Raw genomic sequence first — 22199 nt, forward strand, 5'->3', positions numbered from 1 at the left:
TCTGCGCATCAAAAAGCTCTTTAAGCCTCATGCTCCTACACCCGCCTTAACCTCTGAAGCCCACGCGTCTATACCCTCATACCCGCTCTGGGCTATTGATTTGGCGAGGTCATCTCTCAGCGCTGAAACCTTGATGAGGTCGAGGAATGCGTGTGCAAAGCTCCCGTGGATGAAGCTCCAGTAGATGGCAAGCAGTATAACTCCGATTGACAGCACCACCCCTGTCAGAGGGTCGGCGTGGGGTATTGAGGTGACGAAGTTCGGCCACCATTCAGGGTCGCGGAAGAGCCAGTAGTAGTTTGCGAGTGTCCAGACGCCGAATATTCCGAGCCTCTTGAGGTTGCCAGACCCGGTGTGGGCCGAGGCTTCAATAGCCCTGTCAAGCAATCCGAGCTTCTTCAGCTTCATCCTAACCTTCATCATCGGATATCCGACGAGTGGAGTTACGGAAAGCATCGCAACAGCCATTACCGGAAGCACGAGTGAGTTCAGGGTTTCTACCACTCCCTCATCCAGCTCAATCCACCCAAGCTCTGCCAGGTAGCCCGGAACGGCCAGAGCCCTGCTCAGCGTTACGAGGAGCATCACTGTCGCCATCGCCATCTTTATGTAGTACTGCCTGACGTAGGTCGTTCCGACAGCTCCAATCTGCACCCCTATGAGCGACGTGGCAAGAATGAGGGTTGTGAGCCTGAAATCAACAGCTCCAAGCAAGTAAATCCACGTGAATGTACCGGTAGAACCCATGACAAAGGCTATTCCCAGCTCTGTCCCACTCGCAACGGCACTGGAAGCGCCAATAAGGTATATCATGGAAGGAACGCCTATAAAACCACCAACGGCAATCGTTGCAGCGAGGAACCCTGTACCAAATCCGAGGGGAATCGTGAGCCATGCTGAATGCGTTCTTCCGACAACGTCGAACCTTATCCTCGGAGGAAGCCTAAATTTCTCTTCAAGCTTCTTTGGCAGGGTTGATTCGGTGTCGGATATGCCGAGCTTTTTCGCCCTCACCACGTCTCTCAAAAGAAGCAGGGATACTGCAGGCAAAACAACCAAGAATGCAATACTGACATAAAGGTTTGTTCCCGTTTCTCCGAGAGCCTCATAAATCTGCTTCTGAACCTGAATTCCGACCTGAACACCTGCTATTGCAGAAACGGCCATAATAACTGCAAGCTTCGGGTCAAGCTGCCTGAGCTTGTATCTCCTGTAGGCGCCTATCATTGCTTTAGGGAACTTGTGGCACATGTTTGATGCTACTGCTATCGGCCCCGGAGTGCCGATTGACATCATACCGGGAGTGAGGACGAAAGCGCCTCCGCTGCCGATGAAGCCGCTCAGCATTCCACCGAAGAAACCGAGGGCAAGGAGAAAAATCGCTTCAAAGGGCCCAATGTGGATGAACATGTCGGGCGTCATTGCACTTCCGCCCGTCGCAAAGCTTCCACCCATTTTTCACACCTCCGATTTTTTATGATTTTTAATTTACGTTGTATGATTTGATTCGATAAAGCTTGTTTTCAGTTTACAAAAATAAATTTTTTTATGTTTAGTATCTCAATCTATATTACGATAGAATAAGATGAAATATAGTGAAAGATACTTGTATACCTTAGAACAAATGAGCATAAATTTTATGATAAGGTATGGTAAAGTATTGGTAAAGTATCACTATTTATGATAATTGTTTCAGAAAACCTTTTATGCTCGCAGCAATAATAAAAGTTCAATGCCGAAGTTCAAGAGATTGTCCGTTGCAGTTGATGATTCTATTGTGGAAATCCTTGAAAAGCTAACGGCAGTGGAAAATAAGACAGTATCCGACATTATCAGAGAATCGATTATAACTTATGCCGAACTTGCAGAGGGTGGGGCGAGAATATCTGATCTCAAGCAGTACGAGGACATCCTCGAAAGAAGGGACCACGTAATGGTGGACCTCGAAATGTGGATTGCCCTCCTCGACCTCGTAAACGCGAAGGCCGACGAAGAATTCTGGAAGCTCATAGAGAATGTTGGTTACGAGCTAGGCGTGGAGATGAAGCTTAAAGGCTTCGGCCTCGACGAGCTGCTCGAGCATATGAGAATCAAAAACCTGCTCAACTACAGCAGAGAGGGTGGAATTTACATTCTGACGCTGGTTTCGAGAAGTGCTACGAACATGGTCATGAGGATGTTGAGAGGAGCATTCAGGGCAATGCAGATTGAAGCGGAGGTTATTCCGGGAGTCAGAAAAGTGGTCATAGTGGACAAGAAGGCCCTCAAAGATAAGGACGTGCAGAAGTGGATAGCAGAGATGGGAAGGACCTTTGAGGGGTCCGACTGGCCAATGTGGTGATTTTTGAAAAGCGGGGGGGAGGTGGGGGCTGGGCAAATAGCGGGGCGTGGATTTGAACCACGGATCTGCGGGTTATGAGCCCGCCGGGATCACCTGACTACCCCACCCCGCTTCAGAACACTTTTGAACAAACTGTTATTTAAGCTTTGAGGTTGGAGTCAACTCCCTCTTAACCTCCTTGGTAAGTTTGTCGGCGATTCTTATCGGCTCAGGAAGCTTGTAGCCTTTAAGGCACTTTCTCGTCAGCTCCAAGGCTGAGTCAGGAGATATGTAACTCCCCGGTGAGATGAAGATTGGTTTGCACCTCCTGCAGCTTTTAAGGGCGTAGCCTATGGTTTCACTTCCATCTAAAAGCCTCCAAAGCCCATCTTCCACCTCTACCATCTCACCAAAAAGCCTTTTCTTTGTTATCCCCACAGTCGGCTTTCTCAGCTTTAGGGCGATGTATGTTGCAAGCCCGCACCTTCTCGGATGGGCAATTCCGCTCCCATCAACCATGATTGCCGCTCTGTCATCCACAAGCCCTTTGACCGCATTAACTGCAGGCTCTCCCTCCCTGAACATGAGAAAGGTGGGGATGTAGGGGAAAGTGACCTTCTCAACCCTCACAGCTTTATCAACAACCTCCAGTTCCGGAAAGGTCAGCTTGACCGCACATGAGACAACCTCATCGCTGATAAAGGCCTGATCAACACCCACAACGTACTCAAGCTCTTCAAGAGGGATTAAGTCTTCGAGAACCACACTTCTGGACATCTCCTCCTGTATCCTCCTCAGCTCTTCGAGATTCATTTGAAGCACTTCCAGTATTTTGAGTGAACCCTCTTCACATCCTCTATGTTGTGCTTCAGCTTCACCAATGCCGAATCCCTCTTCCGCCAGAGCAGCTCGGGGAGGTAGTTTTCGGGCTCCCTTATGGCTGACAGGTCAAAGCCCGCCATCGCCGCAATTATCCCGAGGTTTGTGTAAGGCAGGGCCCCTTCAACGCTGTAACCTCCCTCAAGAACGGCAACAAGTCTTCCGTCGCAGTGCTTTTCAGCCATTGCAACAGCCCTCCGCATCATCTCCGCATATCCCCTTGCAGTCAAAGCCAGGCTTGTAATTGGGTCCGTGAAGTGGTTGTCCTGTCCGGCAGAGATAGCAATGAACTGCGGCTTAAATTCATTGACAACTGGCTCAATTATCTCGTCAATGACCATCATGTAGCCCTCATCTCCCGTTCCGGGAGGGAGAGGGATGTTTACCGTGTAGCCCTCGCCCTTGCCAGTTCCGCACTCCTCAGGATAGCCCGTTCCGGGGTAGAGGGGCATCTGGTGGGTTGATATGAAAAGAACTCTGTCGTCGTTGTAGAAAATCTCCTGAGTGCCGTCGCCGTGGTGAGCGTCCCAGTCCAGAATGGCAATCCTTTCAAAGCCCTGCTTCAGCAGCCACTTCACCATTATCGCCATGTTGTTGAGGTAGCAAAAACCAGCCCCGATGTAGGGCTTCGCATGGTGCCCCGGAGGGCGAATCATCGCAAAAGCGTTCTCGCACTCCTTGTTTAGCACGGCCTGAGCAGCCCTTATCGCTCCACCAGCCGCCAACAGGGCCCTGTCAAAAACCCCTACAGGAATGTTGGTGTCAAAGTCAATAATTCCGCCCTTCTTGCTCTCCATCTCAAGGAATCTTACATACTCCTCAGTGTGCACCTCAAGAACATCCTCAAGCGATGCTTTGAAGGGCTCAAGAAGAACAATACGCTCGCTCTCGAATATCCCCTCCTCCCTCAGCTGGTCCATTGTGTAAGCAAGCCTCTCACGCCTTTCGGGATGAGTTGGGCTCTGCTCGTGCTTCAGATACTCCTCATGAAAGACAATGCCGGTAACCATCTAAAACAAATTACCGTGTGAATATAAAGCTCTTTTCAAAAAGCTTTTAACTGAACTTAATTTTTAATTTTTATGGAGCTTCTTGAGTGTGTCGAGCATGTTATAAAGACGAGGAGAAGCCACAGGCTTTACCTCGACAAGCCGGTTGAGAGGGAGAAGCTTGAGAAGATGATAGAGCTTGCCATGTGGGCACCTTCAGCTATGAACAGGCAGCAGTGGTTTTTCGTGGTTGTTGCGGGGAAGAGGCTCAAGGAGATGATAGGAATCGTCGAGAAGGGCTACGAGCACATTCTGCCCAGATTGCAGAGGTTCTTTGCTGAGACGCCAAAGGTAATAGAGCAGACAAGGAGGTTTTTCAAAAGCCTTGGAAACGCTCCTGCTGCGGTTTTTGCCTACTACACGCCAACTGGAGATGACTACAGCGATGTTCAGAGCGTTTCAGCAGCAATCCAGAACATGCTTCTCGCTGCCCATGCGATGGGCCTTGGAACCTGCTGGATGACTGGGCCTGTACATGTCGAGGAGGAGATAAACAAGGCTCTCGGCGTTGAGGGTAAAAAGCTCGTTGCTGTCATCACAGTTGGCTACCCTGCGAAGCAACCACCAGTCCCGCCGAGGAGGGATAGCGAGAAGAAAGTGGTGTGGATGCTGGATTGATGAGTAAAGCGCTTCTAAGCCAAATCCTGCTGCATCCATTTTTAGACATCAAAAAAGTTAAAAAATCACTTATAGATAACCTCAAAGGCAGGCTCTACCCCAATCAAGTCTGCAAGCTTCCCCTTGCACTCCTCAGCCCAAACCGCCTTAACTTTCATCCCCACTCTGACCTTCTCCGGCTCAGTGTTTATTAAAGGCAGAACCAAAGACGAGGAGGTGCCCTCAAATCTCACCATAGCCAGAATTATCTGCTCTCCCTCCTTCAGAAATCCTGCCTGAACTGCATCAATGCCCGCAATGACAACTTTCCCCTTCTCAAGGGGTGGGGAGACGAGGAAGGCGAGCACCTCTCCATACTGGCTGACCTCAACCTTCTCCGCTGTCTCTGTGAAGCACCTCGCACAGATTTCCCTCGGTGGCACATACACCCTGCCGCATGAAGCGCAGAGGGAGCCTATGATTTTTCTCTCCCTGAAGCTTTTGACGTACTCATCCAGATAGCCCACCGGAGCCTTCCACCTGTAGGCTCCCAGTTCCACTCTCCCTCTACCTGCATGGTTTTTTCGAATTTTTCCTTAATAAGCCCCATTTCCATCACCTCGGCCTGTCTCCAAGCACCATTACCGTGTTGAACTGCACCTGTCCCCCCCACGCGTGAGCAACTGCATTTCTCACGTCCTTTGGAACCTGATGCTCCTCAGCCTTCCCCATTATCTGCAGTGCTGCCTCCACAACCCTCTGCATGCCAGAAGAGCCAATGGCGTTTGTTGCGTTAACCCCTCCTGAGGGGCAGATGGGGAAGTCGCCGTCAATTTCTGTTACTCCCTCTTCCACAGCTTTCCATGCGGTGCCATCATCGAAGAAACCAAGTCTCTCGCTGAACATCAGCTCTTGATGGGGGAAGGGGGCGTAAATCTCAGCAACATCTATCTCCTTCCTTGGATCCTTAATCCCCGCCCTTTCGTAGGCCTTTCTGGCAGAGAGAATTGCCCCTGTCTGGTCGGAGTAGTCAACAACTGCTGTCCCCTGATAGCTCTCTCCCTGATCAGCCTCCTCGTCAGCGTAGGCTGCAACACCCTTTACCCACGCCACCTCCTTGATTCCAAGCCTCTTCACCGCATCCTCGCTGGCGTAAATAACGCATGACGCACCATCACTTGCAGGGCAGACGTGGCCGAAGCGCATGGGCCATATCAGCATCTCGGTCTTTGCTATGTCTTCAGGAGTGCAGTTGGGCCACTTAAGGTGGGCGTACTTGTTCTTTGCAGCATTTCTCCTTGCCTTGGCTGCAACCATGTCGAAGTGCTCGATGCTGCATCCTGATCTGGCCATGTAGAAGGCAGCCTGATAGGCTGATATGCCAGCAGCAGCACCGGCAAGGCCCATAATTGCGAAGCTCCTCATGTCCATGCCAATTTTCATCATGTAGCTTAAATTGGCGAAGGCTACGTGGAGTAAGCCTGTTGTCGCACCCGGCTCTGCGCTGTCGCTGTGCTTCTCCCAGCTCACAGCCAGAACAACATCGTACATCCCTGAAGCGACCTCGTAGTAGCCGAGGTGGGCGGTGGAGCCACCAACCGTCCCTCCTGTGGCAACTCTCTGCATCGCTTTACCCCCTGCAGCGATGTAGTCGGCAAACACCAAATCGGGCTGGCAGATCCCACCAAACCCCTGCATGTTTCCAACAGCGTAAGCCTCAATGTCTTCGGGAGCGATGCTTGCATCTTCTATCGCCGCCCAAACGGCTTCTGCAACAAGCTCAGCTTGGCTAACATCAGTCCTTCTACCATGCTTCGACTGCCCGCAACCAATAATCGCAACTCTCCTCATGGCCTATCACCCAGCACAAAAACAAGATTCTTCTGAGCACACAACCCCCACTGAGCATGAGCCAAAGCAGTTCTGCAATCTTCGACCTGATTCTCTGCCTCACCCCTGACCTGCCTTGCAGCCTCAATCAGCCTTATCATTCCCGTTGCGCAAATCGCATCACCAGCCAAAGCTCCACCGCTGGGATTGACGGGCATGTCTCCGTAAACCTCCGTAATTCCCTCCTCAATCAGAACCTTCCCCATTCCATCTCTGCAGAAACCAAGGGCCTCGTAGGCCATTAGCTCATGGTGGGCAAACCTCTCCGAAATCTCAGCAACATCAATCTGCCTGAAGGGCTCTTCAATACCCGCCATTCTGTACGCTTTCTCAGCAGCAAGCCTCAACGACTCAAGCCTTCCCAAGTCTCTGTCCCTCAAGTATCTGTCGCAGGAATTGCCAATGCCCTTAATCCAAACTGGTTCATCGCAAAGCTCTTTTGCCACCTCCTCGCTGGCAAGGACAACAGCAGCAGCACCGTCGCATGGAGGGGCAATCATAAGCTCTGTAAGCGGAGAGGAGTATAGCTTTGATTCCAGCACCTCTTCAACAGTTACATCAGCCATTTTTCTGAAGGCATAGGGAACCTTTGCAGCATTCCTCAGGTTTTTAACGCAAACCTCTGCCAGATGCCCCTCATCCACCCCACTCCTGCTCATGTAAAGCCTCGCCTGTAAAGCTGCGAGCGTAATTCCATTCAGCAATTCATTCTGCCTGTCGAACCACGGCTCAAGCATGTACTGCGAAACCTGATGGGGGTTGAAAATCCAGCTGTGAGTGTGGGAGATAGCTAAAGCAACATCATGAACACCGCTCATTATTCTCTGGGCAGCGTAGAGTGCAGCATACATGCCATCCTCCTCAGCCTTGCTCTCATCCTTCAGATAGGCCCCGCTGGCCCCAATCAGCATGCAGTTTGAAATCGTTCTCCCATCAAGGAAGTCCGTTGATGCACTTATTACCGTCCCAACATCCTCCCTCTCAACCCCAGCCCTTCTCATCGCTTCCCTCGTAACCTCAAAAACTGCCTCCTCCCTCGTCTTCTCTGCATCCCACTCCAGCTTGCTTACTGCATAGCCAATAATCGCCACCCTCATTCTATCACCCTGAAGCCAATAAGGTCTGAGGGCTTCCCCTCGGTCTTCTCCGCCCACACAGGCTCAACCTTGGAGCCGAGCTTCACATCTCCCTCAACTCTTGCAAAAATTGTGGAGCTGGCTCCATCAAGCTTTATGGCGGCAAGAACCTCGGGCTTTTCCAGCCATATGTAGCCTCCCTTCCCGTCAAGCTTGAAGTTAACCTCCGTAAAGCTCTCCACCACCCCTCTGCCACTTAGCTCAACCAAGCAACTCTCACCCAGTTTTGAGTAGCACTGCGGGCAAATCTGCCTCGGCGGGACGACAGTGTAGCTGCACTTTTCGCACTTCGCTGCCATTATCTTCTTCTCCTCAAAAGAACGGTAGAATCTCTCCATCAGCTTTCCAACACTCCATCTGAACCTCGCCACAAAGGGCAGACCAGAGTACCTGTCAACGCCCATGTAACAATTATTAATGAGCAAATATTAAATTTTTAAGGAATTTACATGAGCATAAATGCTCATACTCTGCGGTAGAATTTCAGAGTAAAGCCATTGGTCGAGATGCTTTTAACAACATCCCACTCCCCTTTGTAGTATTTCTCGTAGATATTGAGGATGTGCATGGCCAGAAACTCGCTCACCTCCCTCCTGCGCATCGTGTGCTCGCAAAAAATCTGAATCCACCCATCTCCCTTTGTAATCTCCACATAATCAACCCTGTTGAGAACTTTCCAGCCCCTCTTTACCGTCTCAAGAAACTCCTCAAGCTCTATTTCCGCAAAGGGCTTCTTCAAAAACCACTCCACTGCAGTTTCCATCATACTCTCCTTTACAGCCTTCTCAATATCACCACATATCAGATGCATGTACTGGCTTCTCCCACATCCTGTGAAATCCAAATCTCTAATAAGTCTTATAAGAAGGATGTCGTCTTCGCTGAGATTCCTGTCTTCTCTGTTGAGCAGTTTCAGGGCTGCCTCGATAACCTCATTGATGCCACCGTAGTCGGGTTTAAACTTTTCAATGATTCTGAACGCCTCCTCTGAAAGAGTGGTCTGAAGTCGTCTTTTTGGCATATTTTTGATTAATTGTTATGTTCAATAAATGTTTCGTAAAATTGGGAGAGATGATGTATAGGGTGTTCCTTCAACCCCTACTCAATCTCCTTCTATTAGCTCTGTGAAGCGAACAACGAGCTCATCCACCTTCCCCTTCAACAGGACAAAACTACACAACCCTAAATCAAAAACAAAACCACCAAAATTCGAAAAATTAATCAAATCTAACCGAATCATCCTTTTTCAGGTGATTCAAGTGAAACTACCAGTAATTCCTGCCAGAGGAGACGAGAAATTGGAGCTCCTATCTCAAATCGTAAGCAAGCTTGAATCAAGAGAAGCAAAGAAATTGCTGGCGAGAAATGGAATATCTCCAGTCAATAAAGCCGTAGAGTACCTCAAAGTAATGGCTATGTTCTTCGAACTGGAGATTTCCTATGCTGTAAGCGAATTGAATAAGCGGTCAGAACTGAGAAAGTTCTTGAGGCTAAGAGAGGAAATAAAACTGAGATCTATCTACAGCTTCATGTCGAAATTTGAGGCTGAGCAGTTTATAAGCTTAGTTTTCTCCATCCTGGTCCTGTAACAATAACAGCAATCGATAAATCCTCGACCAGAATTTACGATCCGTGAAGTCTGTTAGAGAGATCGTGAAGGAGCTCAAGGTCTTCGAGAGGAACAAGTGCCGCTCGAAGTCAAAATTCTCGGAATAGCACCTACGTCAGACATCTTCTACGAGGAGAACGGCCAAGATCCTCTCATCCGGTTTCGCACAACGCCGTGCAGGATAAAGAAGTTTGAGGAGAAACTGCCCATTTCGACAGAGAAAAAGCAAAGAAATCTCGTTGCAATCGATGAAACTGTCGTTAAAGCTAACGGGAAGCGGTACTACGTCTTTGCGGCCATGGATGTGGAGAGGAACGAACTTATTCTGATGAGGGTCTACACGGCGAGGAATCACCTGACCGCGAAGTCCTTCGTCAAGGAAGTGCTGAATTACTGCGAGGGTAAGCCGAAATTCGTCGTAGATAAAGCTCCCTGGCTTAAATCAGCTTTAGAGAGCTTTGGATTGGAATACGAGCACGAAACCTTTCGGGAGGAGAAGCAAGGTTGAAGCGGTGTTTTCTTCTTTGAAGCAGAAGATCAAGATCTTTTTCTGCTCTATAACAGCAAAGAATCCCGTGAGGAGCTGGAATCTGTTCTGCAAGCTGTTCATGCTGTACTACAACCATCTGAGGTGGTTAAGTTGACAGGATCATCGCTCAAACCAAAAAGTTGAAATTTTTCAAAACTGCCTTACTCCTTAACCCACTCGCTGAGATAAACCTTGAAGGTCTTCCCGAACTTCTCCCTCACAATCAGGTCCTTTTCCTCAAGCTTCTTTATAATCATGGACATCTTGGAGTTGGAGAAATCCGTTCTCGCCCTCAGTGAGTCCTGTGTGATGCCTTCATTCTCTGCAATGATTTTCAAAACCATTGCCTCGTCATCGTTGAGGAGCTTCATCGCAGTTTCGAGCTTGTCTGTGGTAGATCTTTCCTTGGCTTCAGATATGGTGGCTGTTTGAGCCTCCTGCACAACTTCTGCCTTCTCATCCTGCGTGCTTAAAATGAGGTACGCCGAGAGGAAAATCAGGATTAGACCACCCATCCCGAAAATGATAGGCAAAATACCCATGTAGGCTGGTCCCATCATCATGTAGTGGTGCGACATGGGGGAGAAGCTTAAGTAGAGGAACAGCAGGAAGATTCCGGCTACAAGCAGCACAGCCTCAGAGCTTCTGACCTTCATCAACCTTAAACCTTCCTGAGACATTTTTAAATTTTCGCTCCTTTGCTTAAATCGCCCATTGAATTTACAGGCTGCATGTTTTTTGGGTAAAAAGATGCCAGGATGGTAAACGAAAGGTATAAATGAATCCTTAAGCCCTTTTCTTCTATGATAACAGTGTTAATTTTGAGGTGTATTATGGTAAAATCAACCACGAGAAAGTCTGCCAAGAGTGACAGAAGAAGATACAACAGGATAGCGAGGTTCTACGACCTCTTTGAAACTCCAATGGAGTTAATGAACTTCAGGAAGTGGAGAAAAATGCTCTTCGACCTCATAAAAGCTGAGAAAGGTCTTGTGCTCGAAATTGGTGCAGGGACTGGCAAGAACATTCCACACTATCCTTCCAACGTTGTGGCGCTGGACATAAGCGAGAAGATGCTTGAAAGAGCGGTGAGAAGGGCTAAAGAGAGCGGTAAAAAAGTTGATTTTCTTCTGGCAGATGCGGAGAATCTTCCTTTCCGCAGTAACAGCTTTGATGTAGTTTTCACAACCTTCGTTTTCTGCTCCGTAGATGACCCGGTCAGAGGTTTAAGAGAAGCGTTCAGAGTGCTGAAGAAGGGGGGAAGGGCATACTTTCTGGAGCACATGCTCCCCAAAAGCAGGTTTTTGCATCCACTCTTTAACCTCCTCAATCCCATATTCAGGGCATTCGGACCTGAGATTAACAGGAGGACGGACGAAAACATACAAAGGGCAGGATTCCAAATCGTTAAGGAATACATGCTTTTTGGTAGTGTTTTCAGGTTGATAGTGGCAGAAAAGCCTCTTGATTCAGTAGATGAAGCGTCTGGTTACAGTTTGAAACGTTCTGAATCATCTGACAGCTCCAATTTTAGACGTTTCATCGGGCAATCCCTATTGCCTTTGAGGTTAACACAGTTATTGAGGTGATGCGAAATGAACTGGAAGAAGGTTGGAATAATTGTCGCCCTCGCCATCGCTGCAGGGCTGTATGTTGCGGCAGCGATGCCATGGGGCATGGGATATGGCCCAATGATGGGCTACACCCCGATGATGGGCTATGGAGGAGGAATGATGGGTGGCATGATGGGTGGCTACGCACCACAGTACGGCCCCTCAGGGCAGGGATATGGCCCTGCGTATAACTACACCGACACTCCACAGCAGCCTCAGGGCTACTACGTGCCTTACGGGTATTACGGAGGTCATGGCTGTCCGATGATGGGCTACTGGTAAGGGCTGGTGGGAGTAGCATGCGGAAGGTTTTAACCCCTATTTTTTTGATTCTCATTCTAATCCCTGCAATCTCGCAGGGATTCAACCTTCTCTCCCCTCAACCCGCTGGAGTCAACAAAACAGTTTACATCGAAGCCTTCCAGTTCGGATACAGAGTTGTTGCAATTCAGGAGGGAGACAAGCTTTACTACCCCAGCACTCCATCGCTGAAACTCAACGCTGGCGACACTGTAACCTTCCATGTTGTCACAAAGGATGTTACTCACGGCTTCACGATTGACGGCATAACAGACGGCATTGCTGAAGAACTGCTGGTTATTCCCGGAAGAACGCTGGTTGTGGGGCCGGTAACATTCACCGATGTCGGGAAGTACAGAGTCAGGTGTTCGGCAAATTGCGGTTCTCTGCACCCCTTCATGAGCATTGATATAATTGTCGAGCCCAAAATTCCATACTACGCCCTTTCCGCTTTGCTCTAATGGTAGGCTTTGCAGCACTGCTTTACGATGGGAGTGGAGGGGGAGAAATCAGGTTTAGGGCAAGACTTCTTAAGCCCAGATGGGTTATTTTCCTACTCACAGCGATAAATCTTTCCGTTTTCCTGCTCATAATTTTCACAGGTCTTTTCGGCAGTGCTGTTGGCAGTGAGAACTTTTCCATTGCCGTTACGTGGATTCTCTGGTTTGCGTTAGTTGAGTTCATGATTCTGTTCGCTGCAAGAGTCTGGTGTGCCGTCTGTCCCATTCCTGTCATAGGAGAGTGGCTCAAAAGGAGGAGGATTCTGGGAGTGAGGGAATTTGAAAGCAGCTTCACTTTTCCCGCAAGATACAGGAACATGTGGATTCCAGCCATTGGCTTCCTTCTGCTTTCCCTGTTCATTCCGTGGATAGTAACCAAGCCCCTCGTTACAGCTTTGCTCTTCATTTCCCTAATTGCTGTTGCGACGGCAATGTATCTCATCTATCCTCCAAGATACTTCTGCAGGCACGTCTGTCCGGCAAGCGGATACATCGGCTATCACTCCAATGCCTCCCTCCTTGCTTTGAGGAGTGAGGACAGGGAGAAGTGCAGGAGATGTGAGAAGTTCTGCCTGAAAGGGAGCGAAGAGGGTTACGCCTGCCCGTGGAAGCTATATCCCGGAGGGAACGAGGAGAACACCTACTGCGGGCTATGCCTTGAGTGCCTCAGGACATGCAGATACGACAACCTCAGCTTCAGGCTCAGGTTGCCCTTCGAAGAGCTTTCAAAGAAGGCAGTAAGAGCTGGTAAGGCTCTGAAGCTCGATGAGGCGGCGATGGGATTCATAAGGTTCGGTCTGGCTATCTTCTACGAGCTTTTCTTCTTCGGCAGCCTCTACTGGCTCAAGGACTTCGGCAACATGGGCAATCCCTATGGAGTGAACTTGGAGAACGCTTATCTACTCCTTCCATCCTTCTTCGGGATTGTCAAGTGGCTTATATGGGCTGGAATCGTGGTCGGGACAATCGCAGCCTTCGCTGGGCTTTACTACATCTTCAGCTGGATTGGTGCGAGAATTGCCAAAGTTGACACCAAGCAGCTTTTCGTGGCCCTCAGCTACTCCTTGGCCCCTTACGGTCTCCTTGTGTGGGCTGGTTTTGCAGTTGGGCTGCTCGCCTACTTCCACATCTATCCATTCAGCGCCTTCCTCGACCCCTTCGGGGTGGAGAAGAATGCCTTTCCAGTGGCGAACGTCAAGCTCATAATACAGATTCAGGCTCTCTTCATTGCTGCAGGACTTGCTTCTGCAATTGTTGCAACTAAGAGGGTAGCCAAGAGGTTGACAGATAAATTTGAGGCCCTCACAGCGGTTTACAGCGTTCCTCACTTAATTGCAGCCCTCACGCTGATAAAAATCATAGCGGGGTGAGATTATGAAGAAGGAGATTGCTGCATTGCTTTTCGTAATCCTGATTTCCGCAATACCTGCATACCTGACCTACGACTACATTGAGTCCAGAAAGGAGAAAAATAACCCGGAGATTGTCATTGAAGCCCACATCACCGAGTCGGGTGGATTCAAACCCAACTACATTGTCGTTCCCAAAAGCAGCAAGGTAAAGCTCGTGTTTAAAGCTGCCGATGTGACCCACGGCATATTCATCCCGTCTCTCGGCATCAACGAGCTGATTCCTGCGGGCAAGGAGGTGGTGGTGGAGTTCTACGCCGAGAAAGAGGGGGTTTATCCCTTCATGTGCTCCGTTTACTGCAGTCCCTATCACAGGTTCATGCGGGGTATCATAGTTGTTGTTTAATAAGGAGTGCAGAAACATAGTCGAATTAGTTCGGATTACTTTTCTGACTGCTCCCTTTTCTCAAATTTTTTAAGCAAAGCAGCGTTCGCGCTCCGTGCACCAGCTTTCCTCCGTATTCGCCGGTTATAGCAAAGAATACCAGAGCCATTGCAAGGGCAGCAAGAGAGTAATCTGTCAGGGAGTGCAGCACAACATATACAACCACGAAAACGTAACCTACGATGCCCGTGATCACCTTTCTCTGAATTATTGGAACTTTCCTCATATCGTAGCGGTACTTCCAGTCTATAAGCCCTGTAAGCATCGTGAGAGGTGTAACAATTGCAACGAACGACATCATCGCCATGCAGCGACATCTACACACGCTGGCAGAATTATGTGGGATACTGGAATGTAGCTCATAAATCTGTCTGACCTGGCAACTAAGGCTAAGGCGAAAGATGCCGGTGTTATGCCGTTTGTGAAATGGGTAAGAATTGGATGCAAATTCCTCAGCGTTACAAATCTTACGAGAAGCGGTATCATCAGCCGAGTTCCTTCAGATAGGCTATGATATCGTTCAAGTCCTCATCGCTCATCTGCCACCTTGGCATGCACCAGTCGAGGGTTTCGTTATCATGCTCCCCCCATTTGAACTGGACTCAGCAGGACCCTGACAGCAGCCCGGTGGGTAGTAGCGCTCATCACTGTAGCCCATCATTCCGCCACCGTAGCCCATCATGGGCATGTAGCCGTAGGGAGTCAGGAAGTTCAGCAGGAAAATCACTACCGCTACAATGGCGATTATCACTACAATCAGTTCGGACTTTTCCATATGATTTATTGTAAAGAATTGTTAAAATTTTTCTAAAGCTATTGCAGCAGCCTCACCAGAGCCATAACCTGATGCAATCCAAAAATCGCCGTTGGAATTGCCGCACAAACTGCTGCCTGCTTTAATTCAACATTGCGAGCGTTTTTAAGGGCGAAGGTCCAGATTAAGAAGCTCCAAGCAGTAACGGCGAGGTTCAGGAAGATGGCAGAATAAACGTAGCTGTCGGGGAAGTGGCTTACAAGTGATTTGACAAGAATTTCCGGATTTGCCGACAGCTCCTGCAGGTCAATTGTAGGGATTGTTGCTTCCTCAACATACTTCAGAGACACCGGGATAGTTACAGCAGAGCCAAGCAAAGAGGGCATAAAGCCGTAGCCTGCGAACTCAAAGGTTCTTCTGAGCTCTCCTCTGCCATCAAAAAATGCTGAAAGACCGTGCATGACTGCAGCGATTATCAGCCACGCAGCAAAGAAACCGAGAAAGGTTGAAACAAGCTGTATGTACGCTCCCGCTATGAAGAAGGATTTAAGGCTTTCCGGAAGGGCTTGGGAGAGCTTCAGCATAAGCCTGTACTGGTAGAGGGCTGCAAGAAGCGAAATTCGAGAACGATCAATGCTGGTTTTTTAAGGTTGGTGTTTTGGCTGAGCATCAACCGGAAGAATTCGTCGGGGTTTGTTATTAGCTTCATGCTTGCACGGGACGGCATCGATTTTATAATATTTTGCTATTTGCTACTAATGAGTAAAGATTAAATATAGCAAGTGTCAATGATTTTGTGAAGCATGTCGAGTTAGTTGGATGGAGGCTGCGAGAGGGTGGGATGAAGAAGTGATGAAGTGGCTTGCAGTGGCGATTTGTTTGGCGATGGTTGGGATGGCTGTGATGCCAGCGTTTCAGCCACTAAACTTGGCTTTTGAGCTGTACTACGGCCATCACGAATCGCTTCCGATTACGGCTGCCTCAGCAGCGTATGAGGGTATCGTTATCACAGCTACTTTGGCTGCCGCAGCAGCAACTGCGGAATTGGTGCACCTGTTGTTGCAGCAGTTCTTATAATGTCAAGTCCTATAGCGATAGAATAGCCATGAAACCGTTAGAAAAAGCTCTGTTCATAATCGGGGCTGGAGCACTGTCAAATTACATGTATTCAATTTTTTGTCATCCAAATACAGTGTCGATCCCGCATTCACAGTTTCAACGATGGTCTTTGCTTACGTGTTAGTCTCCGGGTTCATGTTGGTATTGGGGATAAAATACGGAAGAACGAAAATATATTCTGTTTGGAAAGCCGGATTGATAATCTTAGCGGGGTTTGCTGTAATATTCGCAGCCGCTTGGATAGCCTTCACCGGAACGTCTGCTAGTCAGGAAAGGATAGGGCTAGCTAAGAGTTTATCGGTAGTGATGGGTCTGATTGCTGGAGTTTTGTCAGTTTATGTCCTATCCAAAAGCTGAAAGTTTTGTTTTTTCGGCAATAATTTTTTCAACTTTCTTTTTGCTTGGGTACTATTTTGCGATTTCGTTTATACTGCAAAAATATCCAGTGTAGATCATTTCACTCAAATATTTTTTAATAATGTCGAAGTTTGCCTGATTCGCATCATGGGTGGGGCAACACTTGGTGTCCCGACTTTCATACTTCTGGCTCTGAATGGCTTTACAGTTGGTCATCAACTTGGCTGTATGAATATAGGTTTAATTGAAAAGTTAAGTATACAATACCCCATGGCATTCTCGAAATCCCTGCCATCATCATAGCTGGAGCAGCAGGATTCAAAATTCCGTATGAAATTGCAGCATGGGTTGAAGCCAATGTCACGCTGAAGATGGCGAAATTGATGCTGAAGGGTGTTAAATATGAAAGGTAATTGGTAGCTGGAACAGATATGCCAAAGAGCCATCTAAAAGAAAGATTGTCAGATAATAAATCCCAGCATGTTATCTTAGCAACCTCATCGAATTTATAACGGAATCAGCGTGACGCCAATGTCCGCAAACACAGCCTCCCACATCGTCGCCATTCCTATCAGAAAAAGACAAGAAGGTAGGAAAGCAGGATTTACCAAAACAAAATATTCCTGAAAAGCAGGCAGAGGCGAATTCGGACAGAAATGGAACGCTTGAACTTCTCGAAAACCTGCTTGATGAGGATGAGCTGACAGTTATGAAAATATTGCTGGAGAACAACGGCATAACTACCCATTGCACTTCAGAACAGGCTTCTCCCAGTCAAAGATATCTATGATATGCAAAACCTACAGGATACATCTGAGCGACTGGCTGAAAGGTTTGGCGGGAAAAGTGGACTCCTGAATCCTTCAAGCTTTCAGGTTTTAGGGAGAATAGTTATATCTTAAAATACTTTATGTTAATTATGAACGGATACATGCACCCCTACGCCTTTCCCTTCTTTGGAATGCTAATATGGTGGATTCCGTGGCTGATTCTGGCCTATCTCGTGTATCAGGATGCAGAGAAAAGGGGAATGAACGGGCTGCTGTGGTTCATCCTCGTCATAATTCCGATGCTCGGGATTCTTTTTCTGATTATATACATCGTTTTGAGGGAGAGCAAACCTGCGAGAGAGAAAACCCCCCTCGAAATCCTCAAGGAGAGGTATGCGAGGGGAGAGATAAGCGAGGAGGAGTACAGGAGGATGAAGGAGGAGTTGGAGGGGGGTTGAGGGATGCATGAACATGATAGTCATGGAGAGGCTGCGCACTCGAACTCTGAAGACATGCAGATGATCCACCAGCACCACGAGCACCACGGGCATGAAGAAGAGCACTCAGCCCACCACGAAAAGATGAAACATTCTGCAGATCACGGAGACCACCACCGAATGATGATGGAGGACTTCAAGAAGCGATTCTACGTTTCTACACTGCTAACAATCCCAATATTAATCCTCTCACCTGCAATCCAGACCTTTCTCGGATTCAGAGTTGAGTTTGCAGGGTCTCTATACATCCTCTTCCTGCTCTCATCTGCAGTTTACTTTTACGGCGGTTACCCCTTCCTTAAGGGTATCTTTGACGAATTGAGGCGAAGACAGCCGGGGATGATGACTTTAATTGCCGTAGCGATAAGCGTCGCCTACTTCTACAGCTCCGCAGTCGTTTTTGGGTTGAAAGGCAAGTTCTTCTTCTGGGAGCTGGCTACGCTGATAGACATCATGCTCCTCGGCCACTATATCGAAATGCGCTCCGTTCTTGGAGCATCAAGGGCACTGGAGGAGCTTGTTAAGATTATGCCCTCTGAAGCCCACCTTCTGAAGGATGGAGAAATCGTTGAGGTTAAGGTTGAAAACCTGAAGCCCGGCGATAAAGTGCTGGTAAAGCCCGGAGAAAAGATTCCCGTTGATGGTATTGTTGTTGAGGGCGAGAGCTTTGTAAACGAGGCGATGCTAACAGGAGAATCAAAGCCGGTCGCCAAAAAGCCCGGTGACACAGTTATAGGCGGAGCGATAAATGGCGAGGGGTCGCTTGTAGTTGAGGTTGAGAAGACAGGAAAGGACACCTACCTGAATCAGGTCATCGAGCTTGTAAGGCAGGCTCAGGAGAGCAAGAGCAGAACACAGGATTTGGCGAACAGGGCAGCTTTACTCCTTACAGTCATCGCTTTAACTGTGGGAAGTGTTACGCTCGCTATATGGCTTGCCTACATTGCAGATTTCGCCTTTGCGATTGAAAGGGCTGTGACGGTCATGGTTATAACCTGCCCCCACGCTCTTGGGCTGGCAATTCCCTTGGTCGTTGCGGTTTCAACATCCCTTGCAGCAAAATCCGGGTTGCTAATAAGGGACAGGCAGGCCTTCGAGAGGGCGAAGGATTTGCAGGCTGTAATCTTCGACAAAACCGGCACTCTCACTGAAGGAAGATTTGGTGTTACTGATATTGTGGGGTTCAATCACAGCGAAGATGAGCTTCTCCAAATCGCCGCATCCCTCGAAGCGAGGTCTGAGCATCCCATTGCCGCTGCAATTGTTGAGGAGGCTGAGAAGAGGGGGTTTGGGCTAACAGAGGTGGAAGAATTCAGGGCGATTCCGGGAAAGGGTGTTGAGGGCATCGTTAACGGCAGGAGGTATATGGTTGTCAGTCCGGGATACATACGAGAGTTGGGTATTAAGACGGATGAGAGTGTTGAGAAGTTGAAGCAGCAGGGCAAAACGGTCGTCTTTATCCTGAAAAACGGAGAAGTTTCAGGAGTAATAGCTCTGGCAGACAGAATAAGGCCCGAATCGAGGGAAGCTATATCAAAGCTCAAGGCAATTGGGATAAAGTGCATGATGCTCACTGGCGATAACAGGTTCGTTGCGAAGTGGGTTGCTGAGGAGCTTGGACTGGATGACTACTTTGCCGAAGTTCTGCCCCATGAGAAGGCTGAGAAGGTTAAGGAGGTTCAGCAGAAGTACGTCACAGCGATGGTTGGTGACGGGGTCAACGACGCTCCAGCTTTAGCTCAGGCAGACGTTGGGATAGCAATCGGAGCGGGAACCGACGTTGCCGTTGAGACTGCGGACATCGTTCTGGTTAGGAACGACCCAAGAGATGTTGCTGCAATCGTTGAGCTATCAAGAAAAACCTACTCGAAGATGAAGCAGAATCTGCTTTGGGCCACTGGCTACAACGCCTTCGCCATCCCCTTGGCCGCAGGAGTGCTTTACTCAGCCGGAATCCTGCTGAGTCCCGCTGTCGGAGCGATACTCATGAGCCTCAGCACCGTGATTGTGGCCATTAATGCCAGATTGCTGCGGTAGCATGCACGACCACAGGGCGAGGGTTCTCATACTTCTTCTCTCAGTCTTGGCGTTTTACTTCTTCTTCGTATCCACGAAATACGGGGTCAGAAGCGGTTTTGAGGTAACCCTGCTTACCTGTTGTCCCCCGTTCTCTGCACACTGATAGCAGATGCGGAGTTCCTGCTTGACTTCCCCATCAGGTTGCTTTTCAAAGTCAGAATGCTTCATTCGGAGATTATTGTTTGGATTACGGCAATCTCCGCGAATTTCTACTTTCTACAAACTGCTGAGGAACTGTATGGCAAAACCTTCATCCTCATTGTTTTCCATTACATCCTCACCCAGCCAAATCCCTCAAAACCCCTTTCTGCTAAAAATAAATAAATTGAGCTTTCACTCCCCAACCGTCACACTTCCGTACCACGGAACCCAATTGCCCCATCCTGCAACGTGGCCGAAGGCTGCGTTCATGCCGGTGTAGAAGGCCATTATCCCGGCCACAACGAGGATTAATATGGCCAGAACACCCAGAACCCTGCCAATTCTCTGGATGGCAAGCGTCGGTGAAAGCAGAGCCGCAAGTCCTGTGAGGAAGAACATAAGCCCCGCCTCAAGCGGCTCTCTCGTCATCCCGTAGTTCCAGATTACGAAAGCATAGACGATTGTTGGCAGGCCAAGCGGAGCTATTGCTCCAGCAGCTCTGATGTCAAGGCCCTTGAACAGAACAACCCCAACAACAAGGCTTGCAATGCCGAACAGTGCGAAAGAGTCTATGAGAACTATGTTGTTTGAGCCCGGCAGAGGCCAGGTCATCATCCCCCATAGACCGGCGACGAGGGCGTAAATCCCTACACCAATGAAGTACGCTCCCATTCCCCTGTTGCAGTCATCGTTCCTCTTCCCCCTCACCACATTCATATACACCGCGCACGCTGCAGCAAAGAGTGTTACGCCCAGCAGCATCAGCCACAGGTCGAGCGGGTCCATAAACAGCAAGGCCATCCCATCACCACCCCAAACACTGTTACCTAACAGTGTTTATATTTAACATTATAAGCATTATGCATTTTTGATTGCATTTTCAAAACCGATTTTAGGCCAACCAAAAACTTTTTAAATTTAGGCTATCCTAAACATAACGGTGTTAAAAATGATGGGGCAGATGGTCATAACGCTGAGGGAAGGGTTTGAGGCTGCACTGCTTGTGGCAGTACTCGTCGCCTACCTCAAGAGGAGCGGAAGGACTGAGGAAGTCAGATTCGCCTACTACGGCACAATTGCGGCAATAGCTGCAGGATTTGCGATAGCTACTGCGGTGATAGTTGCCTACGGTGGCCTGCATGGGGAGCAGAAGGAGCTTTTCGAGGGCTTTGCCTCCTACTTGGCAGTTGGAGTCCTCACATACATGATTCTCTGGATGGCAGGGAAAGACGTCAGGGGAGAGGTTGAGAGAAGGGCAGAGGCCAAATTCAAGTGGGGGATAGCATTGATAGCCTTCGTTTTCGTTGTGAGGGAAGTGATAGAGACTGTTCTGTTTCTAACGCCCTTCGCCATCGCAGAATTCACTACTACCGTCATTGGGGCTTCAGCTGGTGCAGCGGTTGCAATAACGCTTGCAGTGCTGATACTGAGGTTTGAATACAGGATGAGCCTCAGGAGGTTCTTCTATGCAACAAGCGTTCTGCTGGCTTTCATCGCAGCTGGACTGCTTGGATACGGCACCCACGAGTTCGTGGAGGTTCTTGAAGAAGAGGGATTTGAGCACCCGCTCTTCGAGAAAGCCTACAGCCTTGGAATTGACGAGTCGAACCCTCTGCACCACAAGGGGCTGATTGGAGGCATTTTGGCGGTGATGTTCGGCTACTCTGCAAGCATGGAGTGGGTCAGGCTGATTTTGCAGCTCGGATACCTTGCAGCAATGCTCGGACTAATCCACAGATCTTACGGCAGGGTTACTGAAAGGGCTGAAGTTTGATTTTTTTCATATTCGAAGATTTTAGGGAAAAGGTAGATGTTGATTGCTGACTAAGTTGGACCATGCAGGAGGTAAAGCAGTGGCCGGTTAAGATCATGCTCGTCCACCCCAAGGCACCCTTCCTGAAGGGGGAGAAGATAGTCATCGCTGCCGATTGTGCCGTGCTGGTTAACAGAGACATCAGGGACAGGTTTGAGAGCGATGCGGTCATCATAGGCTGTCCCATGCTCGAAGACCCCAGAAGGATGTTCGAGAGAATCAAGATGATTGTAGCGGAGAGCGATGCAAAGCTTGAGGTTTACACCATGGAGGTTCCATGCTGCCACGCACTCCATTTGATGGTTGAGAAGGCGAAGGAGGAGCACGGAAAGCAGACTGAGTCTGAGAAATACATTGTGAGGGTGAGCGGTGCTGTCGAGCCCTACTCGAAGAAAATTGATGAGAGCATGATTGAGGCTGAGAGGAGAGCCCACAGGGGACACTGAGGGGGAC

At 48.9% G+C, this 22199-nt stretch carries 29 protein-coding genes, 1 tRNA gene and 2 pseudogenes; 17 read left to right on the forward strand and 15 right to left on the reverse strand.

The genetic code is table 11. The annotated features are described in order from the left end of the window. Positions 1–27 precede the first annotated feature (27 nt). Entirely contained in the window at positions 28–1455 is a 1428-nt protein-coding gene (locus AF_RS00620; RefSeq protein ID WP_010877639.1) for a sulfite exporter TauE/SafE family protein, read from the reverse strand. A gap of 277 nt (positions 1456–1732) precedes the next feature. Between AF_RS00620 and AF_RS00625 the strand changes: the two genes are divergently transcribed. Continuing rightward, complete coding sequence (locus AF_RS00625; RefSeq protein WP_010877640.1) at positions 1733–2341, forward strand: ribbon-helix-helix protein, CopG family; 609 nt, start codon at positions 1733–1735, stop codon at positions 2339–2341. Positions 2342–2378: 37 nt separating this feature from the next. On the opposite strand, the gene AF_RS00630 is transcribed toward AF_RS00625, so the two are convergent. From AF_RS00630 to AF_RS00640, 3 genes are all read right to left on the reverse strand, one after another. Further along, positions 2379–2453, reverse strand: a tRNA-Met gene (locus tag AF_RS00630). 23 nt (positions 2454–2476) lie between these two features. Then, positions 2477–3133, reverse strand: coding sequence for an endonuclease V (locus AF_RS00635; protein ID WP_048064171.1), 657 nt, complete (start codon positions 3131–3133; stop codon positions 2477–2479). After that, positions 3130–4209, reverse strand: a complete 1080-nt coding sequence (locus AF_RS00640; protein ID WP_010877642.1) for a histone deacetylase family protein — start codon at positions 4207–4209, stop codon at positions 3130–3132. The genes AF_RS00635 and AF_RS00640 overlap by 4 nt, the downstream gene beginning before the upstream one ends. Positions 4210–4281: 72 nt before the next feature. On the opposite strand from AF_RS00640, the gene AF_RS00645 reads away from it, so the two are divergent. Then, on the forward strand, positions 4282–4866 hold the full coding sequence (locus AF_RS00645) for a nitroreductase family protein (RefSeq protein WP_010877643.1): 585 nt from the start codon (positions 4282–4284) through the stop codon (positions 4864–4866). Between the two features lie 65 nt (positions 4867–4931). Here AF_RS00645 and AF_RS00650 read toward each other — a convergent pair whose 3' ends face one another. Genes AF_RS00650 through AF_RS00670 form a run of 5 tightly spaced genes read right to left on the reverse strand, consistent with a single transcriptional unit; the run spans position 4932 to position 8892 of the window. Further along, positions 4932–5405, reverse strand: coding sequence for a Zn-ribbon domain-containing OB-fold protein (locus tag AF_RS00650; RefSeq protein WP_010877644.1), 474 nt, complete (start codon positions 5403–5405; stop codon positions 4932–4934). A 55-nt stretch (positions 5406–5460) separates the two neighbouring features. Continuing rightward, on the reverse strand, positions 5461–6696 hold the full coding sequence (locus AF_RS00655; RefSeq protein ID WP_010877645.1) for a thiolase domain-containing protein: 1236 nt from the start codon (positions 6694–6696) through the stop codon (positions 5461–5463). Then, on the reverse strand, positions 6693–7832 hold the full coding sequence (locus AF_RS00660) for a thiolase family protein (RefSeq protein WP_048064172.1): 1140 nt from the start codon (positions 7830–7832) through the stop codon (positions 6693–6695). The genes AF_RS00655 and AF_RS00660 overlap by 4 nt, the downstream gene beginning before the upstream one ends. Continuing rightward, complete coding sequence (locus AF_RS00665) at positions 7829–8275, reverse strand: Zn-ribbon domain-containing OB-fold protein (RefSeq protein ID WP_010877647.1); 447 nt, start codon at positions 8273–8275, stop codon at positions 7829–7831. The genes AF_RS00660 and AF_RS00665 overlap by 4 nt, the downstream gene beginning before the upstream one ends. 59 nt (positions 8276–8334) lie before the next feature. Next, positions 8335–8892 (reverse strand): hypothetical protein, encoded by a 558-nt coding sequence (locus AF_RS00670; RefSeq protein ID WP_010877648.1) that lies wholly within the window; start codon positions 8890–8892, stop codon positions 8335–8337. Between the two features lie 229 nt (positions 8893–9121). On the opposite strand from AF_RS00670, the pseudogene AF_RS00675 reads away from it, so the two are divergent. After that, positions 9122–9451 (forward strand): annotated as a pseudogene (locus tag AF_RS00675) (IS5/IS1182 family transposase); the annotation flags it as partial. Between the two features lie 105 nt (positions 9452–9556). Then, positions 9557–9988, forward strand: coding sequence for a DDE-type integrase/transposase/recombinase (locus AF_RS00680; protein ID WP_010877650.1), 432 nt, complete (start codon positions 9557–9559; stop codon positions 9986–9988). A gap of 182 nt (positions 9989–10170) precedes the next feature. Here AF_RS00680 and AF_RS00685 read toward each other — a convergent pair whose 3' ends face one another. Beyond that, positions 10171–10665, reverse strand: coding sequence for a helix-turn-helix transcriptional regulator (locus AF_RS00685; RefSeq protein ID WP_231487547.1), 495 nt, complete (start codon positions 10663–10665; stop codon positions 10171–10173). A 177-nt stretch (positions 10666–10842) separates the two neighbouring features. Here AF_RS00685 and AF_RS00690 point away from each other — a divergent pair, with 177 nt between their 5' ends. The 5 genes from AF_RS00690 to AF_RS00710 are packed head-to-tail and all read left to right on the forward strand — an operon-like array spanning position 10843 to position 14177. Next, positions 10843–11598, forward strand: a complete 756-nt coding sequence (locus AF_RS00690) for a class I SAM-dependent methyltransferase (RefSeq protein WP_143274345.1) — start codon at positions 10843–10845, stop codon at positions 11596–11598. Between the two features lie 6 nt (positions 11599–11604). Beyond that, positions 11605–11904, forward strand: coding sequence for a hypothetical protein (locus tag AF_RS00695; RefSeq protein WP_010877653.1), 300 nt, complete (start codon positions 11605–11607; stop codon positions 11902–11904). A gap of 44 nt (positions 11905–11948) precedes the next feature. Beyond that, entirely contained in the window at positions 11949–12383 is a 435-nt protein-coding gene (locus tag AF_RS00700) for a hypothetical protein (protein WP_052270456.1), read from the forward strand. Next, entirely contained in the window at positions 12383–13792 is a 1410-nt protein-coding gene (locus AF_RS00705) for a 4Fe-4S binding protein (RefSeq protein WP_010877655.1), read from the forward strand. The genes AF_RS00700 and AF_RS00705 overlap by 1 nt, the downstream gene beginning before the upstream one ends. Before the next feature lie 4 nt (positions 13793–13796). Beyond that, positions 13797–14177, forward strand: coding sequence for a cytochrome c oxidase subunit II (locus AF_RS00710; RefSeq protein ID WP_010877656.1), 381 nt, complete (start codon positions 13797–13799; stop codon positions 14175–14177). A gap of 25 nt (positions 14178–14202) precedes the next feature. Here AF_RS00710 and AF_RS00715 read toward each other — a convergent pair whose 3' ends face one another. From AF_RS00715 to AF_RS00725, 4 genes are read right to left on the reverse strand one after another with little or no spacing between them, the layout of a single operon-like run. Continuing rightward, complete coding sequence (locus tag AF_RS00715) at positions 14203–14523, reverse strand: hypothetical protein (RefSeq protein WP_048064174.1); 321 nt, start codon at positions 14521–14523, stop codon at positions 14203–14205. Continuing rightward, positions 14514–14702, reverse strand: a complete 189-nt coding sequence (locus tag AF_RS12805; RefSeq protein WP_143274346.1) for a hypothetical protein — start codon at positions 14700–14702, stop codon at positions 14514–14516. Before AF_RS12805 ends, AF_RS00715 begins: the two co-directional genes overlap by 10 nt. 49 nt (positions 14703–14751) lie before the next feature. Beyond that, a complete protein-coding gene (locus AF_RS00720) occupies positions 14752–14991 on the reverse strand; it encodes a hypothetical protein (protein WP_048064175.1) in 240 nt (79 codons plus the stop codon). Positions 14992–15029: 38 nt separating this feature from the next. Beyond that, a complete protein-coding gene (locus AF_RS00725; RefSeq protein WP_010877659.1) occupies positions 15030–15554 on the reverse strand; it encodes a Yip1 family protein in 525 nt (174 codons plus the stop codon). A gap of 235 nt (positions 15555–15789) precedes the next feature. Here AF_RS00725 and AF_RS00730 point away from each other — a divergent pair, with 235 nt between their 5' ends. The 6 genes and pseudogenes from AF_RS00730 to AF_RS00750 all read left to right on the forward strand — a co-directional run bounded on the left by AF_RS00730 (position 15790) and on the right by AF_RS00750 (position 20116). Beyond that, the gene (locus AF_RS00730) at positions 15790–16047 is read left to right on the forward strand and encodes a hypothetical protein (RefSeq protein WP_010877660.1); all 258 of its coding nucleotides are present in this window, start codon (positions 15790–15792) and stop codon (positions 16045–16047) included. A gap of 477 nt (positions 16048–16524) precedes the next feature. Further along, positions 16525–16749, forward strand: a pseudogene (locus tag AF_RS13825) (stage II sporulation protein M); the annotation flags it as partial. After that, on the forward strand, positions 16710–16859 hold the full coding sequence (locus tag AF_RS13645; RefSeq protein WP_081868574.1) for a stage II sporulation protein M: 150 nt from the start codon (positions 16710–16712) through the stop codon (positions 16857–16859). The pseudogene AF_RS13825 and the gene AF_RS13645, both read left to right, overlap by 40 nt. Before the next feature lie 506 nt (positions 16860–17365). After that, entirely contained in the window at positions 17366–17674 is a 309-nt protein-coding gene (locus tag AF_RS12530) for an SHOCT domain-containing protein (RefSeq protein WP_081423239.1), read from the forward strand. A 3-nt stretch (positions 17675–17677) separates the two neighbouring features. Beyond that, positions 17678–19750, forward strand: a complete 2073-nt coding sequence (locus AF_RS00745; RefSeq protein ID WP_010877664.1) for a heavy metal translocating P-type ATPase — start codon at positions 17678–17680, stop codon at positions 19748–19750. 120 nt (positions 19751–19870) lie between these two features. After that, positions 19871–20116 carry a hypothetical protein gene (locus AF_RS00750; protein WP_048064176.1) on the forward strand — a complete coding sequence of 82 codons (246 nt, stop codon included), beginning with the start codon at positions 19871–19873 and terminating at the stop codon, positions 20114–20116. Positions 20117–20125: 9 nt separating this feature from the next. Here the strand turns inward: AF_RS00750 and AF_RS00755 are convergent, their stop codons facing one another. Next, complete coding sequence (locus AF_RS00755) at positions 20126–20734, reverse strand: DUF981 family protein (RefSeq protein WP_010877665.1); 609 nt, start codon at positions 20732–20734, stop codon at positions 20126–20128. Positions 20735–20873: 139 nt separating this feature from the next. On the opposite strand from AF_RS00755, the gene AF_RS00760 reads away from it, so the two are divergent. Further along, positions 20874–21707 (forward strand): FTR1 family protein, encoded by an 834-nt coding sequence (locus AF_RS00760; protein ID WP_010877666.1) that lies wholly within the window; start codon positions 20874–20876, stop codon positions 21705–21707. A gap of 62 nt (positions 21708–21769) precedes the next feature. Then, positions 21770–22192: a hypothetical protein gene (locus AF_RS00765; RefSeq protein ID WP_010877667.1), complete on the forward strand. Its 423-nt coding sequence runs from the start codon at positions 21770–21772 to the stop codon at positions 22190–22192. Positions 22193–22199 lie beyond the last annotated feature (7 nt).

Source organism: Archaeoglobus fulgidus DSM 4304 (assembly GCF_000008665.1).
Classification (GTDB): Archaea; Halobacteriota; Archaeoglobi; order Archaeoglobales; family Archaeoglobaceae; genus Archaeoglobus; species Archaeoglobus fulgidus.